At 31.2% G+C, this 16,361-nt stretch carries 12 protein-coding genes and 1 pseudogene; 2 read left to right on the top strand and 11 right to left on the bottom strand.

The features are described 5' to 3' along the window. Window positions 1-75: 75 nt before the first annotated feature. A complete protein-coding gene (locus AC0L4B_RS03405; RefSeq protein WP_473438552.1) occupies window positions 76-663 on the bottom strand; it encodes a hypothetical protein in 588 nt (195 codons plus the stop codon). A gap of 66 nt (window positions 664-729) precedes the next feature. After that, window positions 730-1,362 carry a peptide chain release factor H gene (prfH, locus tag AC0L4B_RS03400; protein WP_473438551.1) on the bottom strand — a complete coding sequence of 211 codons (633 nt, stop codon included), beginning with the start codon at window positions 1,360-1,362 and terminating at the stop codon, window positions 730-732. Between the two features lie 502 nt (window positions 1,363-1,864). Between prfH and AC0L4B_RS03395 the strand changes: the two genes are divergently transcribed. Together AC0L4B_RS03395 and AC0L4B_RS03390 are read left to right on the top strand one after the other, a co-directional pair. Continuing rightward, window positions 1,865-3,220: a WYL domain-containing protein gene (locus tag AC0L4B_RS03395; protein WP_473438550.1), complete on the top strand. Its 1,356-nt coding sequence runs from the start codon at window positions 1,865-1,867 to the stop codon at window positions 3,218-3,220. Continuing rightward, entirely contained in the window at window positions 3,163-3,585 is a 423-nt protein-coding gene (locus AC0L4B_RS03390) for a phytanoyl-CoA dioxygenase family protein (RefSeq protein ID WP_473438549.1), read from the top strand. Before AC0L4B_RS03395 ends, AC0L4B_RS03390 begins: the two co-directional genes overlap by 58 nt. A 72-nt stretch (window positions 3,586-3,657) precedes the next feature. Here the strand turns inward: AC0L4B_RS03390 and AC0L4B_RS03385 are convergent, their stop codons facing one another. The 9 genes and pseudogenes from AC0L4B_RS03385 to mscL all read right to left on the bottom strand — a co-directional run bounded on the left by AC0L4B_RS03385 (window position 3,658) and on the right by mscL (window position 16,313). After that, on the bottom strand, window positions 3,658-4,569 hold the full coding sequence (locus tag AC0L4B_RS03385) for an ABC transporter ATP-binding protein (RefSeq protein WP_473438548.1): 912 nt from the start codon (window positions 4,567-4,569) through the stop codon (window positions 3,658-3,660). Between the two features lie 70 nt (window positions 4,570-4,639). Then, window positions 4,640-6,088 (bottom strand): TolC family protein, encoded by a 1,449-nt coding sequence (locus tag AC0L4B_RS03380; protein WP_473438547.1) that lies wholly within the window; start codon window positions 6,086-6,088, stop codon window positions 4,640-4,642. After that, a complete protein-coding gene (locus tag AC0L4B_RS03375; RefSeq protein WP_473438546.1) occupies window positions 6,081-9,332 on the bottom strand; it encodes an efflux RND transporter permease subunit in 3,252 nt (1,083 codons plus the stop codon). The genes AC0L4B_RS03380 and AC0L4B_RS03375 overlap by 8 nt, the downstream gene beginning before the upstream one ends. 25 nt (window positions 9,333-9,357) lie before the next feature. Continuing rightward, window positions 9,358-10,438: pseudogene (locus AC0L4B_RS03370) on the bottom strand (efflux RND transporter periplasmic adaptor subunit). A 149-nt stretch (window positions 10,439-10,587) separates the two neighbouring features. Continuing rightward, window positions 10,588-11,010 (bottom strand): hypothetical protein, encoded by a 423-nt coding sequence (locus tag AC0L4B_RS03365; protein ID WP_473438545.1) that lies wholly within the window; start codon window positions 11,008-11,010, stop codon window positions 10,588-10,590. A 135-nt stretch (window positions 11,011-11,145) separates the two neighbouring features. Next, a complete protein-coding gene (locus AC0L4B_RS03360; protein ID WP_473438544.1) occupies window positions 11,146-12,402 on the bottom strand; it encodes a hypothetical protein in 1,257 nt (418 codons plus the stop codon). Between the two features lie 97 nt (window positions 12,403-12,499). After that, complete coding sequence (locus AC0L4B_RS03355; protein ID WP_473438543.1) at window positions 12,500-14,674, bottom strand: prolyl oligopeptidase family serine peptidase; 2,175 nt, start codon at window positions 14,672-14,674, stop codon at window positions 12,500-12,502. A 99-nt stretch (window positions 14,675-14,773) separates the two neighbouring features. Beyond that, window positions 14,774-15,763, bottom strand: a complete 990-nt coding sequence (locus AC0L4B_RS03350; protein ID WP_473438542.1) for an aspartate-semialdehyde dehydrogenase — start codon at window positions 15,761-15,763, stop codon at window positions 14,774-14,776. Between the two features lie 148 nt (window positions 15,764-15,911). Continuing rightward, window positions 15,912-16,313 (bottom strand): large conductance mechanosensitive channel protein MscL, encoded by a 402-nt coding sequence (mscL, locus tag AC0L4B_RS03345; protein ID WP_473438541.1) that lies wholly within the window; start codon window positions 16,311-16,313, stop codon window positions 15,912-15,914. Window positions 16,314-16,361 lie beyond the last annotated feature (48 nt).

The following is a 16,361-nucleotide window of genomic DNA, read 5'->3' as shown; positions in this document are numbered from 1 at the left end:
AGCTTCATTATCTAGCAGAGCGTTACTTTTAAAGTCAGATTCCAAAAGACTTCCTTATTAATAACACTGCAAATATTACAGTGTATTGCGCAATGTTTTTGCGTAGTTAAAATTACTTTTGTTTTTTCTTTTTATTACAGTACTTTTTTTCTTTGCTTTGCTTTTTGAGGATTTCTTATTAGATTTTATTTTGCTTTTATTTCTTGATATCTCTGTATCTATATAGCTTATAAAATCGTTATTAAACCCAAATTGTTTTGCTGTTTTAAGTGCTTTAATAGCTTTTTTATGCTTTAACTTTATTTCATAAAGCTGACCTTGTTTGCACCAAATACTTCCTTTGTCAATTCCTTTAACTGTTAAGGCAAAATCAATTAGTTTTTGGGCTTCATCAAAATCTTCATTATCCAAAAGGACTTGTATGTATCTTGGATAGACTTTCTGAAAATCCATTTTACTTGCTAAAGCTTCAGCATAATATTGCTTAGCCATTGTGTAGTCTCCAAATTGTTCTGCTTGCAAACGTGCCATTAAGTACAACGCATAAGCATTATTGCTTTGGTAAGACAAGGCGTAATTTAGATTCTCTACGGTTTCTTCTAGCTCATATGGATAAGCGTCTATCGCTTTAAGCACGTAGTTGTTTAACAAATTAGTGTCCATTGTTTTAGTTGTTTAATTGGTTTCGCAATTCTTTTTTTAAGGTATTGCGTTGTTTTTTAAATGTTTTTACAATTGTATTTTTTTAAAATCAGAACCTTTAAAAATTTGTATTGGGTTTCCTCTTTCTATATTTAAGTGGTTTTCCCATTGGTTTTTAGTGTTAGATTTTAATTGGTCTAATTGTATTTGATTTACTTTTTCGTGTAAACGTATTTTTGCAATTTTTTTATTTTGATGCTGAGAGCGACTATCCATAACCAACACTTGTGTTTTTGTTGGTATATGAGTAGCTCTTATTGCAGAGCTGACTTTGTTTACATGTTGTCCTCCAGGTCCAGAGCTTTTTGTGGCTTGGTAAATAATGTCGTAGTCATTAATTTTAAACTCTTGATCCTGATTTATTAGATACATTGCTATAAACCAGTTTTTACGTTTGTTTTGAGGTCTAAAAGTCGACTTGCCAATCCATTGTATTGTTCCAATCCATTGACTTAAAAACCGATCTAAGGATTTTGCTTGTAATTGAATTGTTGCGGATTGAAGTGTCAAGTTTTCAATACCTTTTTCTCTTTGTATTATTTTATAATTAATGTTATTGTGTTTTAAGTCAGCTATAAAGTGTTTTAATACTTGTGCTACAACCCAACAACACTCAGCTGGTCCACGACCAGAGGTGATCTGTATTATTTTAGTTTTCATTGTAATATTATTTTCTGAGATGGATATAAGCGTGCGCTATTTGCATGCTAAATACAGTTCAGTTTGTATGTTACTATTTTGGAAATATGTTTAGCAGGTTTGCTAATACTGGAAAACAAAACATCCGAAACAGTTTTTAAGTTGCTTCGGATGTTTCATTTATAAAATTGAAAAGTTTATCTAACGATAATCACGAAGCGTCACAAAAGGAAGAATTCCTTTTGGATCGTTTTGATATGTTATAAATAAACTCATAGTTTCTAATTTTTAATTCAACTTAGTTTTGGTTGAAATGCGTTGCAAATATCTACATTTATTTTCGAATTTTCCAAATTTATTTTTCTAAGTGGTTAAAATTTAGCCTCATAATACGAAGTATTATATTTTTTTGAAAAAAGCAAGAAGTTTTTGTTTAAAATTAGATATTGAAGGTGTTTCTTGTTTGCGCAATAACTTTGCGCACTAAATATTTTGTCATAAATTAGAGCAAATATTTTTTAAAATGGCAGTTAATAAAAATGCTTTAATTAGGTATAAAACCATTGATAAATGTCTTCAAAATACATTTAAACAATGGACGCTTAATGATTTGATTGAAGCGGTTTCTGATGCGTTATATGACTATGAAGGCAAAGATGTAGATGTTAGTAAACGTACAGTGCAATTGGATTTGCAAATGATGCGTAGTGATAAATTAGGTTACAATGCACCAATTGTGGTTTATAACAGAAAATATTATAAGTATGAAGATGTTAATTATAGTATTACAAACAGTCCAATTTCTAACCATGATTTAGAAAAATTATCTGAAGCAGTTTCATTTTTAAAACAATTTCAAGGGTTTTCTCATTTTAATGAATTGGGTAGTATGGTTCAAAAGTTAGAAGATCATGTTTATACACAAAAAACACATGAAAAATCATTAATCGATTTTGAGAAAAATGAGGAGTTAAAAGGCCTAGAGTTTTTGGATACATTGTATCAATTCATTCAAAACAAACAAACGATAAATATTACTTATCAATCTTTTAAAGCAAGAAGTAAGAGCACGTTTATTTTTTATCCTTACTTATTAAAAGAATTTAGAAATAGATGGTTTGTTATTGGTAGACGAAATAAAAATGAAGGTATTATGAATTTGGCTTTAGACCGCATTTTGTCTGTTGATAAAAGTGATGTTAAATTTGTTTTAGATGCTAGTTTTAACTCTGAAACATATTATAATCATGCAATAGGAGTGTCGGTTAGTCCAAATTTAAAACCTGAAAACGTATTACTTTATGTCACCCATAGACAAGCACCTTACGTGTTGACAAAACCATTACATCACTCGCAAAAAGTAGTTAGTCGTGATAATTATGGCGTCACAATATCATTAATGGTTCAGTTAAATTTTGAGTTAGAAAAAGATATTTTAGGCCTAGGTGAAGGAATAAAAGTTTTGGCTCCAGAGCGTTTAAAACGAAATATTAAAGAACGATTATATGATGCTGTAGATGCTTATGAAACTGAAATTAGCGACAAAAATTTACGCACTATTGCAAGACGATTAGAGTATAAAGGTTTTGGGATTTTGAATCATGTATATACAAAAAGAGACATCAGAAAATTAAAGGCAAAATTTGATGCTTATTTTAAGGCTAATGATGAAGCCTCTTTTGGAATGCGAGAGGTTTTAAAAAAGATGCCAGATATTAAAGTGATTTTATTTAATAAAAATTTTAAAAAAGTAATTAAATCCATTGATAAAGAGGCGTTTTTAACAAAAGCAATTTATTTTGATAAATCCACAAATGACAATTGGTATGTAACCTGGCATCAGGATGTTCCAATAAATGTTTTAGAAAAAAAGAGGTAGATGGTTTTAAGTCTTGGACTAATAAACAAGGTGTTGTTAGTGTGTGTCCTCCTGAAAAAATATCTAAAAACACGTTTACAATACGTATACATTTAGATGATGTTACTGTGAAAAATGGTGCTTTAAAAGTGATTCCTGGATCGCATAATAAACGATTGACTGATGAAGAAATCAAATTGATTTCTAATCATTCGATTCCTTTTGTAAGTGAAGTTAATTCAGGAGGTATTCAATTAATGAAACCTTTTTTATTACACGCTTCATCAAAAACAACCTCTAAGAAATCAAGACGAGTTTTACATTTAGAATTTTCTTCAATTGAATTGCCTGAAGGGCTGCAATATGCTGAACGTGAAGATTTTTAATCATCTTTTGTTCTAAGGTTTCTCTTGTTAAGATTTAACTGTGTTACACGTCTGTTTTTAAGGTGATTGACCTTATTTGCAAACCTCAAGATGAATGATTTTGTTTATAGCTTGTTTGTGTTTTGATTCAAAAAACACAATATCGTCGTTTAAGTAGGCTTCGACTAAGTAATAACTGCCTTTAAAATAGTTTTCAATAACTGTTGCTTTTAAATTTGATTGCTCAACAATTTTTAATTGGTGTGAATATATGATAGTATTCTCAATTATATTAAATTCTCCAAAAAAGGAAGCAACTAAAGGCGTTTCGGGATTTAAAAATAATTGTTCAGGACTGTTATTAACAGCTATTTTGTGATTGTTTAAAACAATCATTCTATCCGCATAACCTAAAACGTCTTCTTTGTCATGTGTGGCGACTAGACAAGTAATATTTTTATCTTTAAGATATTTAAACACATTTCTGCGTAAAGATTGTTTCTGGAAATTATCAATATGGCTAAAGGGTTCGTCTAGTAAGATAATTTCAGGTTGTTTTGCTAAAGCACGAGCTAAAGCAACACGTTGTTTTTGTCCTCCACTAAGGGTTTTTACTTTGGTTTTTGCTAGCTCAGTAAGTTCTACAACTTCTAATAATTCTGCTGTACGAGCCTGTTTTTCTTTAGGAAAAAAGTTAGAAAGATGTTTGCCTATGTTCTCTTCTACAGTAATAAAAGGCATTAAGTCAAATTCTTGCGAGACGTATTTCATAAATTCGTAACCAACAACTAAATTGTATTTTGGTCCCAAAATTTGATGATTATTCCAGAATATTTCACCTTGTTCTAAGTCAAATTCGCCATAAATAAGATTTAGTAAAGTACTTTTTCCTGAGCCACTTTCGCCAATTATAGCGACGTTTTCACCTTGTTTTACAGTAAAATCAATACCTATTAAAACAGGAGTTTTTTTAAATGAAAATGAAAGATTTTTTACTTGAAGCATATAACAAAAATAACATAAAAAAACCGCTCATTAACTTGAGCGGTTTTTAATTTTTTAAAAAGTAATTGGTTTAATTCCAGCCACCACCTAAAGCTTGATACAGTTTTACATTGGCGAGTAATTGATTGCGTTTAGTTTCTATAATTTCTATTTTAGAATCTAATGCTTCTCTTTGTGTTAAAAGGACCTCTGTATATTCTGCTCTTGCAGATCTAAAAAGTTTTAGGGATAACTCTATAGATTCTGTAAGTGCTTGTACCTGTTCTTCTTTAAGTCTGTAGCTTTTTCTAAGATTATCTATATTAGATAATTGATTTTTTACTTCTATAAAAGCATTTAAAATGGTTTTTTCATATTCAAAAACAGCTTGTAATTGTCTAGTGTTTGCATTTTTATATTCAGCTTTAATGGCATTTCTATTAATTAAAGGAGAAACAATATCTCCAACTAAATTGTATAATAATGACTCTGGTGTATTGGTTAAGTATTTAGGCTTAAAAGCTTCTAACCCAACACTAGCTTTAATACCTATTGAAGGATAAAAATTTGCTTTTGCAACACTTACATTTAATTTTGAAGCTGCTAACTCATATTCTGCTTTTTTAATATCTGGACGATTAGCCAATAATTGAGCGGGAATACCAGCAGACATTTTGTTAAGTTCTTTGTCAATAAAATGATCAGAACTTCGAGTTATAGTTTGTGGATATCTACCAACTAAAAAATTAATTGAATTTTCGGTTTCTATTATTTTTTGTTGAATTTGAAATTTGTTGCTTTGGTTTTTATATACTTCGGCTTCAAAACGTCTTACAGCTAAAAGTGTTGCTCTAGCAGCTTCCTTTTGAAGCTTTACCATTTTTAAAGCTTGTTGCTGAATGCTTAAATTTTGCTCTATAATTGCTAATTGATTATCTAAAGCCATAAGCTCGTAATAAGCACTTGCTATTTCTGAAATTAATTGAGTTACCATAAAGTTTTTACCTTCTACCGAAGCTAAATACTCTAAAACAGCTGCTTTTTTTCCGTTTCTAAGTTTTTTCCAAACATCAAGTTCCCAAGATGCTGTAAGTCCAGCAGTAAAATTAGTTAATGGTTCTGGAAATTCTTCATCTTCTTTAATATCTAGATGTTTCTCTACAGCACCATTTCTTGTATATTCACCTACTTTTTCTACTTCAGCTCCAGCAAATGCATTAACAAACGGAAGGTATTCCCCTTTTTTTACTTGTATCTCGTTTTTAGTTATTTCTATTTTTTGTAACATGATGTTTAACTCCTGATTGTTAACTAAAGCAGTGTCTATTAGACTAACTAAATTAGGATCTGTGAAAAAGTCTTTCCATTGTATGTTAGCGGTATTTGTGCTATCTTTTATATTGTTTTTATACTGTTTTGGAACTGTTTTATTTTCTTCTCTAACATTTCTTGTTGGTACACAGGACACTATTGAAACCATTGTAAGAATGACAATAACATATAGTTTCCTGATATTTATGGATGTGTTAAAATTATTCATTGTTATTTTTTTTACTTAATTTTTTAAGTAGACTTTTAAGCTTACTTATTTGTTTTGTATTCTCATTTGTTTGATTATTGGAAGATTCACTTGTTCTAATAAACTCTTCCGAAAGTGGCTCATGAGATTCGTCTTTTATAAGGCTTTTTCCATCTGCCATTTTTGCAAATATGTAATATAAACCTGGTATAATAAATACACCACCAAGTGTTCCAATTAACATACCACCTAAAGATGATCCACCAATGGTTTTATTTCCAATAGCACCAGCACCATGTGCAATAATTAAAGGAATTAGTCCAGCAATAAAAGCAAAGGAGGTCATTAAAATTGGTCTAAATCTAGCTTTTGCACCAGCAATAGCAGATTCTAAAATTGTTGCACCTTGCCTGTTTTTTTGCACTGCATATTCTACAATTAAAACCGCATTTTTACCTAATAAACCAACGAGCATTATTATGCCTATTTGCGCGTATACATCGTTAGCTAAGCCCATTGCTTTAAGTAAAACAAAGGATCCAAAAACACCTATAGGTAAAGAGCATATTACGGTTAATGGTAGTAAGAAGCTTTCGTATTGAGCAGCTAAAACAAAATACATGAAAGCTAAAACAATTATAAAGATATAAATAGACTCGTTACCTCTTCTTGCTTCGTCGTACGATAAGCCTTCCCAAGCAATATCGTATCCTCTTGGCAATTGTTGTGTAGCAACTTCTTTAATAGCATTTATAGCATCTCCACTGGTATAACCTTTTGCAGGAAGACCTCTAATGGAAGCCGAATTGTAGAGATTATATCTTGTAATTTCGTTAGGTCCTAATTTTTTGTTTATACTCATAAAAGCAGAATAAGGTACCATTTCACCTTCCTCATTTTTTACAAAAAGCTTTTCTAAATCTGATGGCAATCGTCTATATTCTGGACCAGCTTGTGTGTAGACTTTAAAAAACCTACCAAACCTAATAAAACCTTGCTCGTAAGTACTACCAATTAAAATATTTAGGTTTTCCATTGCTTTACTAATGGTTACCCCTTTTTGCATCGCAATTTTATTATTTATTTTTAATTGGTACTGTGGGTAATTGGCCGAAAAGAAAGTAAATAAACCAGATAACTCTTTACGTTTTGATAAAGCGTCCATAAACTCATTGTTAATACTCTCAAAATGATGGTAATCTGTAGAGTTGGTTTTGTCTAATAAACGTAAAGCAAAACCACCAGAAGATCCAAATCCTGGTACTGCTGGAGGTTCAAAATATTCTATTACAGCACCTAAGTCTTTAGTTTCTTCTTCCAGCTCTTCCATGATTTCATGTACAGAGTGATGACGGTCTGACCAAGGTTTTAGGTTAATTAAGCATGTACCAGCGTTAGAGCCTCGTCCTTCGGTCATAATCTCATAACCAGCTAAAGACGATACCGATTCTACGCCTTCTGTTTCTTCACATATTTTTTGAAGTTTTTTGGCAACTTCATTAGTACGTTCTAAAGTTGCTCCTGGAGGTGTTTGTATAATGGCATAAATCATTCCTTGGTCTTCATTAGGTATAAAACCAGCCGGTAATACTTTATTAGTGAAAAATATACCAATACAAAATGCAGCTAAAATTCCGAAAGTAACAATACGTCTTGCTACTATTTTATTTAGAATTGTAATGTATCTTCCTGTTAATTTTTCGAAGCCTCGATTAAACCAATCAATAAATTTATCTACTATAGATTTACGTTTTTTATTGTGATTGTTTTTTAATAACATTGCACACAAAACTGGAGTTAATGTCAAGGCTACAATTGCAGATATAATAATGGAGCCAGCCATGGTTATAGAAAACTGTCTATAAAATACACCAACAGGACCAGACATAAACGCAATAGGTATAAATACGGATACCATTACTAATGTTATTGCTATAATTGCGCCTCCAATTTCTTCTAAAACAGCAGAAGCAGCTTTGTATGGAGACAGATGATCTTCTTCCATTTTTATATGTACAGCTTCTACTACAACTATAGCATCATCAACGACAATACCAATGGCTAATACTAAAGCAAATAATGTGATTAAATTTATTGATAATCCAAATAATTGCATCACGAAAAAAGCACCAATTAAAGATACAGGAACTGCTATAATTGGAATTAAAGTAGAACGCCAATCTCCTAGAAATAAGAATACAACAATTGCTACAAGTATAAAGGCATCTCTAAGCGTATGTAAAACTTGCTCTATTGAAGCATCTAAAAAATTAGAAACGTCATAACTTATTTGAAAATCTACGTCTGGAGGTAAGTCTACTTCTAATTCTTCTAGCTTTTCCTTTACAGCATCAATAACATCACTACCATTACTTCCAAAAGTTTGTTTTAATACTATGGATGCTGATGGTTTACCATCTAAATTAGAATAAATATCAAAAAATTCGCTTCCAAGATTAACTTCTGCAATGTCCTTTAACTTAATAATTTCTCCTTCACTATTGGCTCGAATAATAATGTCTTTGTACTGTTCAGGCTCGTTATATCTGTTTTCATAAGTTAATACATATTCTAAAGATTGAGAGGTCATACCAGAGCTTCTACCTAAACGTCCAGGTCTAGCAAGTATGCTTTGTTCTTCCATAGCTTCTAAAACTTCTTCTGCAGAAATATTGTAAGCTCTCATACGATCTGGTTTTAACCAAACACGCATCGCATATTTTCTACTTCCTAAAATTTTAGCACTTGCAATACCTTTAATACGTTGTATTTCAGGAATAATTTTTGTGTAAGCATAGTTGTATAAAAACTTTTCGTCGTTATTTTTATCGCTACTAGAAAGGTTAACATACATTAGCATACTAGGTTGTACAGGTGTTATTATAACACCTTCACGTTGGACCAATTCTGGTAATAATGGCATTACTTGATCTACTCGTGTTTTTACCCTGACGACTGCTTCGTTGGGATCTGTACCTGGTTCAAAAATAACACGAACAGTTGCTTCTCCAGCACTTGTTGCATCAGAGGCAATATAACGCATGTCTTGAACACCATTTATTGCTGTTTCAAGAGGGATTAATGTGGAGTTAACTAATACTTCGGAGCTAGAACCAGGGTACGCTATAAAAATATTTACCGTTGTAGGTGCTATTTGTGGGAACTGAGATATAGGTAGTTGTTTGATGGCCAATCCACCTATAAATAATATGATTACCGAAATGACAATTGCCAAAACGGGTCTTTTTATAAATTGTTTAAACATGTCTTTTGTAGATTAAATTCTAAAATTATTCAGCATATAAGTCTAACTCAGACATTACTTTGTTTGGTTCTAAAAACTTGGTTTTTATTTCCTCGTTATTTTTAACCATTCTAATTCCTTCTAGTAAAATAGTGTCGTTTTGATTAAGACCTTTGTCTACAATAAACAAGTGTGGCAACTCTGCACCCACATTAATTTTTTTTGTTTTACGATGTTGTTTTTATCAACAATAAAGACATAGGTTTTATCTAAAATTTGAAAAGTTGCTTTTTGCGGTATGATAATGACATCCTTAAAAGGAACACGCATTAAAACACTACCTGTTTCACCATGTCTTAAAATACCATCTGGATTAGGGAAAGTGGCTCTAAAAGCAATATTTCCTGTTTCGCTATTAAATTCACCTTCTATTGTTTCAACAATTCCTTTTTGATTGAAAAGTTTGTTATTAGCCATTAATAATTGCACTTCTTTTTTTGTGTCTTTATCTACGCTAGTTATGTAATCCAAATACTCGGCTTCCGGAACATTAAAATACACCCACATTTTACTGTTGTCTGATAATGTAGTTAATAATTCTCCTTCGTCAAGAAGACTACCTTCTCTAGCTTCTAGATGATCCATAGTACCATTAAAAGGAGCGTGTATTCTAGTAAAACCTAAATGGGTTTGTGCTAAAGCGACTTCTGCTTTAGCTTTGTCTAGATTTGCATTAGCCATAGCTAATTCGTTTTTTGAGACCACATTACCATCAGCTAAAAGTTTTGTGTTTTTTAATTCTATCTCTGCTGCATTTGATTCTGCTTTAGCCTTTTGTAATTCAGCTTGATATATATTAGGCATTATTTGAAACATTACTTGCCCTTTTTTTACTTGTTGCCCTTCGTCCACATAAATGTTTTTTAAGTACCCTTTTTCTAAAGCTCTTAGTTCTATGTGTTTTATCGAATGTATTTGGCTTACGTAATCTTTTAGTATAATAGTGTCTTTTTTAATAGGGTTTGTAACAAGAAAAGCTACTTGTTCTTTTTTTCTTCTTTTTTAGTTTCGCAACTTGTATGAATTAGACATGCGAATACACCCATGAAAATGAAGATTTTTTTCATATTTTTTTAATTTGAAATAAATTGTTGAAATAAAATGTCTTTGCAGTCAATACTTGCTAATACAGCATAATAAAGACTAGTTGTAATAAGTTTTTTATCGAAAAAATGAGGGAAAACCAATACGATTTTGGTTTAAAAAGGAAGAGGAATCAGATTATAAATACTTGTAATCTTACATGAGTTTTTGTCGAAGTTTGACAAGGTTGAGGTTTGTGTTTTTTTGTTTCTTTATCAAGACGATAAGACAAACCTGTTAGAGATTGTGTAGTTAAATATGTTTTTAAATAGTTATATGAAGACTTTATAACTATGGTAGAAGTGGACTCTTCATTTTCAGACTCTTCAGTTTCTGTATAATCAAAAAATAGCTCGGCATCTTTATTTTGATGAACTATAAAATGAAAAGTAAATACTGAGTTTTTTACAAATGTTGTCTGATTTGTAGTCTGAGGTGTGTTGACATTTATTAAATACGGATTATTATTTACAAACGAATTTGCAAAAACATTAGTAACACTTATTAGTAATAAGAGTACAGATATAAGTAAGTATTTAGTTAGAGTCTTGTTCATTTAGAAGCGTAAAACTATATTAATTGCTTAATACGACCAAAAGATAGATTGTTTTTTAAGGCTTATTTAAGAAAAACATTAAATAATAAAAAAAGGCATTCAAATATCGAATGCCTTTTTTTAATATAGTTTTATTTATTTGATAATGGTATTACTGTTGTATATTTTGTATGTACCATCGTCTTGTTTTGTGCAAGCTTTATATTCTCCTTTATGTACTTTAAAAACAATTTCTTCGCCTTGATCTGTAATTATTTTGGTATTATCACTACCAAAATAACGAAGTGTTTTTTTATCGTTTTCATAAAGATAAATTTCTGGTTTCACTTTTGAGTCTAAAGAGGCAATTCCTGATTTAGTGTTTGGTACAAAATTTTGAATTTCAATTTTAGAGCAAACAATTGGATCTTTATCTTTATTATAATACTTTCCTGAAGGAAGTGTTATTAAATAAGAAGATGTTGGTGTAAGATTAATAGTTGTAAGTTTTTTAGGGTCACCTAGTTCCTTAAAGCTTTCAAAGCGATTAAAAATAGTTTTGTAGCTAGAGGTCCAAGTATCAAAAAAACCTGTATTTTCTTTAACAAGATCAAAATTAGTGTTTGCAGATTCAAGATCTTTTTTAAGTAAGTTAGCAGATGTCAAATTAGCATATATTACTCGGTTTTTAATTTTGTCTTTTACTTTTTTTCCAAAATCTACTTCTAATTGCTCTGTCCAAAAAGTAATAGCTTTATCAATATTTTCAATGTTATTACTGTTTGAAATTATTGAGTCTATTAATGGTTTTGAAGTTTCATTAAAACTTTCTGCTACACCACCTTTTGTTTTTTTGAATAAGCCAAAAGGTACTTTTAAGTCTGCTGTACCAGAAAATAAATGTTCGTATTCCTTTAAAAGCTTTTCTACATGCTCAGTCACAATAAGTGCTTTGGTTATGTTTCTAGAGTCTCTGTTTGTTATGCTGTATCTATTGTCTCCTGCATTAACATTTTTTTCAACAGATTTTTCTATGGTTAACAATAGCTTGTTGTCTTTGTTTAGTACCATAATATGGTAAGTACCTTGTAAAACGTATAAACCAGGACTGGTTTTTAATTGGTTTCCAGAAAAACCAACAACAATTTGTAAGTCAGCACTATCTTTTACACGTTCTAACCCACTAAGGTTTATACCTTCTGTATTTGATGCTAATGTTGGGTTTTGAGCTGTAGGAGTGTAATTCCAGTAGGTACCATCATCTTGTATTGTATAACTATAAGTTTTAATGTTTTTAAGAAATTCTGGCTGTTCAAAAGTAGCTTTAATTTCTTTTGTTTTTACATCTGCTTTTTGTGCATTGATGCTTAAACAAGTGATTGCGAAACAGACCAGTAGGATGGTTTTTTTCATCAGTGTCTAAATTTGGGTTAGTTAAGATTTTAACAAATATAAAAAAAGGAGGCCAATAGAAAATATTAGTCCCCTTTTTTTATTAACGTATTGTTTTTTAGTCTTTAAAATCTTCTATTTCTGTTGGAAGAACGTCAAATCCCATGTTGTATAAAGTAAAACCATAAATATCTGCATACTGTTCTATGGTTTTGCTAACTGGTGTTCCTGCACCATGACCAGCATCAGTTTCAATTCTAATCAAGGTTGGGTTTGTTCCTGTTTGTTTGGCTTGTAATTCTGCTGCGAATTTAAAACTATGCGCAGGTACTACTCTGTCATCATGGTCACCAGTAGTTACCATAGTGGCAGGATATTGCACGCCTTCTTTTACGTTATGTACAGGAGAGTAACCTTTTAAATAATCAAACATTTCTTTATTATCTTCTGCTGTACCGTAGTCATAAGCCCAGCCTGCTCCAGCAGTAAATGTGTGGTAACGTAGCATGTCTAAAACACCAACAGCAGGTATTGCGACCTTCATTAAATCTGGACGTTGTGTCATTGTTGCACCAACTAATAAACCACCATTTGATCCTCCTCTAATAGCTAAAAAGTCTGAAGAAGTATATTTGTTATCAATAAGAAATTCTGCAGCAGCAATAAAATCGTCAAAAACATTTTGTTTTTTTAATTGAGTTCCTGCATCATGCCAAGCTTTTCCATATTCTCCACCACCACGAAGATTTGGCACTGCGTATATACCACCTTGTTCCATCCAAACAGCATTAGCAATACTGAAACTTGGTGTTAGACTAACATTAAATCCACCATATCCATAAAGAATAGTTGGGTTTTTTCCGTCAAGTTCTAAGCCTTTTTTATGAGTAATAATCATTGGTACTTTTGTCCCATCTTTGGAAGCGTAAAAAACTTGTTTACTTTCAAAATTTTCTGGATTAAAATCTATGTCTGGTTTACGATATAATTCTGATATGCCTTCTTCAATATTATATTTATAAATGCTTCCAGGAGTAACGTAATTGGTAAACGAATAATATAAACTTGTGTCTTCTTTTTTAGCACTAAAACCTCCAGCACTACCAATACCTGGTAATTTGACTTCTCTTATTAATTTTCCTGTCATATCGTACTGCATTATTTTTGATACAGCATCAACCATATATTCTGTAAAAAAGTATCCACCAGCAGTAGAAGGACTTAAAACGTTTTTGGTTTCTGGTATAAAGTCAACCCAATGTTCTGGAGTTGGATTTGCAGCGTCAACAGTTACTATTTTCTGGTTTGGAGCCTTAAGATTTGTTACTATAAATAATTTGCTACCTTCATTTTCAATAATATAAGTATCGCTATCTGTGTGGTTAAGTATAGTTTTAAAGTTACTATTAGGTTGTGTTAAATCTTTAATTAGTAATTTGTTTCCAGAGGTTGAAACTCTTGGTGAAATAATTAAATATTTGTCATCCTCTGTAACGGTTCCGTAAATGTATCTATGTTTTTGGACTTCTGTACCACCATAAATTAATTGATCTTCTTTTTGAGGTGTCCCTAGTTTATGGTAGTATACTTTATGTTGATCTGTTTTTGCAGATAATTCACTTCCTTTAGGTTTGTCATAGCTTGAGTAGTAAAAACCTTCGTTTTTGTACCAAGACATTCCGCTAAATTTAATGTCTACTAAAGTGTCTTCAATAATTTGTTTTGACTCTACATCCATTACTAAAATTTTGCGCCAATCACTTCCTCCTTCAGAGATGGAATACGCTAAAATTTTTCCGTTTTTAGAAAAACTTGTACCTCCTAAAGATATGGTTCCGTCTTCTTTAAATGTGTTTGGATCTAAAAATACTGTTGCTGTATTTGGGTCTTCACCTGTTTTGTATCTATAAATTACATACTGGTTTTGTAGTCCATTGTTTTTATAAAAGTAAGTGTAATCTCCTTCTTTAAAAGGAGCTCCTATTTTTTCGTAATTCCATAGCTTTTCAAGGCGTTGTTTTAATTCTTTTCTATACGGAATGTTTTTTAGGTAGTCTTGTGTTACTTTGTTTTCGGCTTTTACCCAAGCTTCAGTTTCTGGACTTCTGTCGTCCTCTAGCCACCTGTAAGGATCTTTTACGTCTGTACCAAAATAATTAGTAACAGTATCTACTTTGTTTGTAGTAGGGTAGTTTACAACTATATCTCTTTTGGTTTGTTTTTGTGGTTTTTGTTCTTCTTTACAGGACATAATTATGGACAATGTTAATAAGCCAAGTGCTATTTTTTTCATTTTAAAATACGTTTTGGTTGTGATTATAAATTTAAACAAAAAAGCGTTTGTTAGCTAAAACAAACGCTTTTTAATAAATTACAGAAAATAAATGTAGTGTTAAACTAATTTGTTTTTAACTAAATATTCGGCTATTTGTACTGTGTTTGTAGCAGCACCTTTACGTAAATTGTCACTAACAATCCACATATTAATTGAATTTTCTTGAGATAAATCACGTCTAATACGACCTACAAAAACCTCGTCTTTACCATTAGCGTAAAGTGGCATTGGATAGGTGTTTACGTCTACATTATCTTGTACTACAACACCATCTGTTTGGCTTAGTAATTCTCTTACTTCGGTTAAATCATAATCGTTTTCAAAAGCAATATTTACAGACTCACTATGACCTCCAGCTGTAGGTATTCTAACAGCTGTTGCTGTAACAGCAATAGTATTATCGTTTAATATTTTTCTGGTTTCATTGACCAGTTTTAGTTCTTCTTTAGTGTAGCCATTGTCTTCAAAAACATCACAATGTGGAATTGCATTTTTAAAGATTGGATAATGGTAAGCCATTTCTCCATCAACACCTGCTAATTCGTTTTCTAATTGCTGAACAGCTTTAACACCTGTACCAGAAATAGATTGGTAAGTAGAAACTACAATACGTTTAATTTTATATTTTTCATGAAGAGGAGCCAAACACATTACCATTTGAATGGTAGAGCAGTTTGGGTTAGCTATAATCTTATCGTCTTTAGTTAATTGATTTGCATTAATTTCTGGAACGACTAATTTTTTATTTTCGTCCATTCTCCAAGCTGAAGAATTGTCAATTACAGTGGTTCCAACTTCTGCAAATTTTGGAGCCCATTCTAAAGATGTACTTCCACCTGCTGAAAATAAAGCAATATCAGGTTTGGCATTTACCGCATCTTGTAAGCTTACTATGGTGTAATCTTTACCGTTAAACGCAATGGATTTTCCTACTGAGCGTTCTGACGCTACAGGAATAAATTCTGTTATAGGAAACTGTCTTTCTTCTAATACTTTACGCATTACTTCTCCAACCATTCCGGTTGCTCCAACTACTGCTACTCTCATTTTAAATACTAATTAAATTAAAGGTTAAAATTAGCGTATTTAGAGTATTTAAGAATATAAAAAGTCTTAATTTTTTTGTAAAAAGAAGACATAAAAAAACCGATTTTGAATTAAAAACCGGTTTTTAGTGATAATAATAAAATTTAGATTACTTTTTTAAAGCATCTCTAATTTCCATTAATAATTGGTTGTCAGTTGGTCCTGCTGGTGCAGCTGGTTCAACTGGTTTTTTAGTTTTATTGTAAGCTTTAACAATTATAAACATTATAAATCCTACAATTAATAAGTTAATAATTGTGTTAATCCAAGTACCATACATGATTGCATTTTCTGGTTTTGTAACTACACCAGCAGCATCTACTACAGCTTCATCAAGTACAAGCTTTTTGGCTGCAAAGTCAATTCCTCCTGCAAAGTGACCTACAAATGGCATTGCAATGTTATTTACAAATCCATTAATTACTTGTCCTAAGGCTCCAGCCATAATTACAGCAACCGCAAATTCAATTACGTTTCCTGTCATGATAAAATTCTTAAACTCTTTAAGCATAATTTTAAAATTTAAATTGTTAGTTAATATTAATTACTCCGAATTTAG

The organism is Olleya sp. NP1-10, from assembly GCF_055804415.1.
Note: the sequence above shows the minus strand (reverse complement) of the source record. Positions and strands in the feature narration are given on the sequence as shown.

Coding starts and splice junctions, on each gene's coding strand:
- AC0L4B_RS03405 (WP_473438552.1), bottom strand. CDS start 663: ATGGACACTAATTTGTTAAACAACTACGTGCTTAAAGCGATAGACGCT.
- prfH (WP_473438551.1), bottom strand. CDS start 1,362: ATGAAAACTAAAATAATACAGATCACCTCTGGTCGTGGACCAGCTGAG.
- AC0L4B_RS03395 (WP_473438550.1), top strand. CDS start 1,865: ATGGCAGTTAATAAAAATGCTTTAATTAGGTATAAAACCATTGATAAA.
- AC0L4B_RS03385 (WP_473438548.1), bottom strand. CDS start 4,569: ATGCTTCAAGTAAAAAATCTTTCATTTTCATTTAAAAAAACTCCTGTT.
- AC0L4B_RS03380 (WP_473438547.1), bottom strand. CDS start 6,088: ATGAATAATTTTAACACATCCATAAATATCAGGAAACTATATGTTATT.
- AC0L4B_RS03375 (WP_473438546.1), bottom strand. CDS start 9,332: ATGTTTAAACAATTTATAAAAAGACCCGTTTTGGCAATTGTCATTTCG.
- AC0L4B_RS03365 (WP_473438545.1), bottom strand. CDS start 11,010: ATGAACAAGACTCTAACTAAATACTTACTTATATCTGTACTCTTATTA.
- AC0L4B_RS03360 (WP_473438544.1), bottom strand. CDS start 12,402: ATGAAAAAAACCATCCTACTGGTCTGTTTCGCAATCACTTGTTTAAGC.
- AC0L4B_RS03355 (WP_473438543.1), bottom strand. CDS start 14,674: ATGAAAAAAATAGCACTTGGCTTATTAACATTGTCCATAATTATGTCC.
- AC0L4B_RS03350 (WP_473438542.1), bottom strand. CDS start 15,763: ATGAGAGTAGCAGTAGTTGGAGCAACCGGAATGGTTGGAGAAGTAATG.
- mscL (WP_473438541.1), bottom strand. CDS start 16,313: ATGCTTAAAGAGTTTAAGAATTTTATCATGACAGGAAACGTAATTGAA.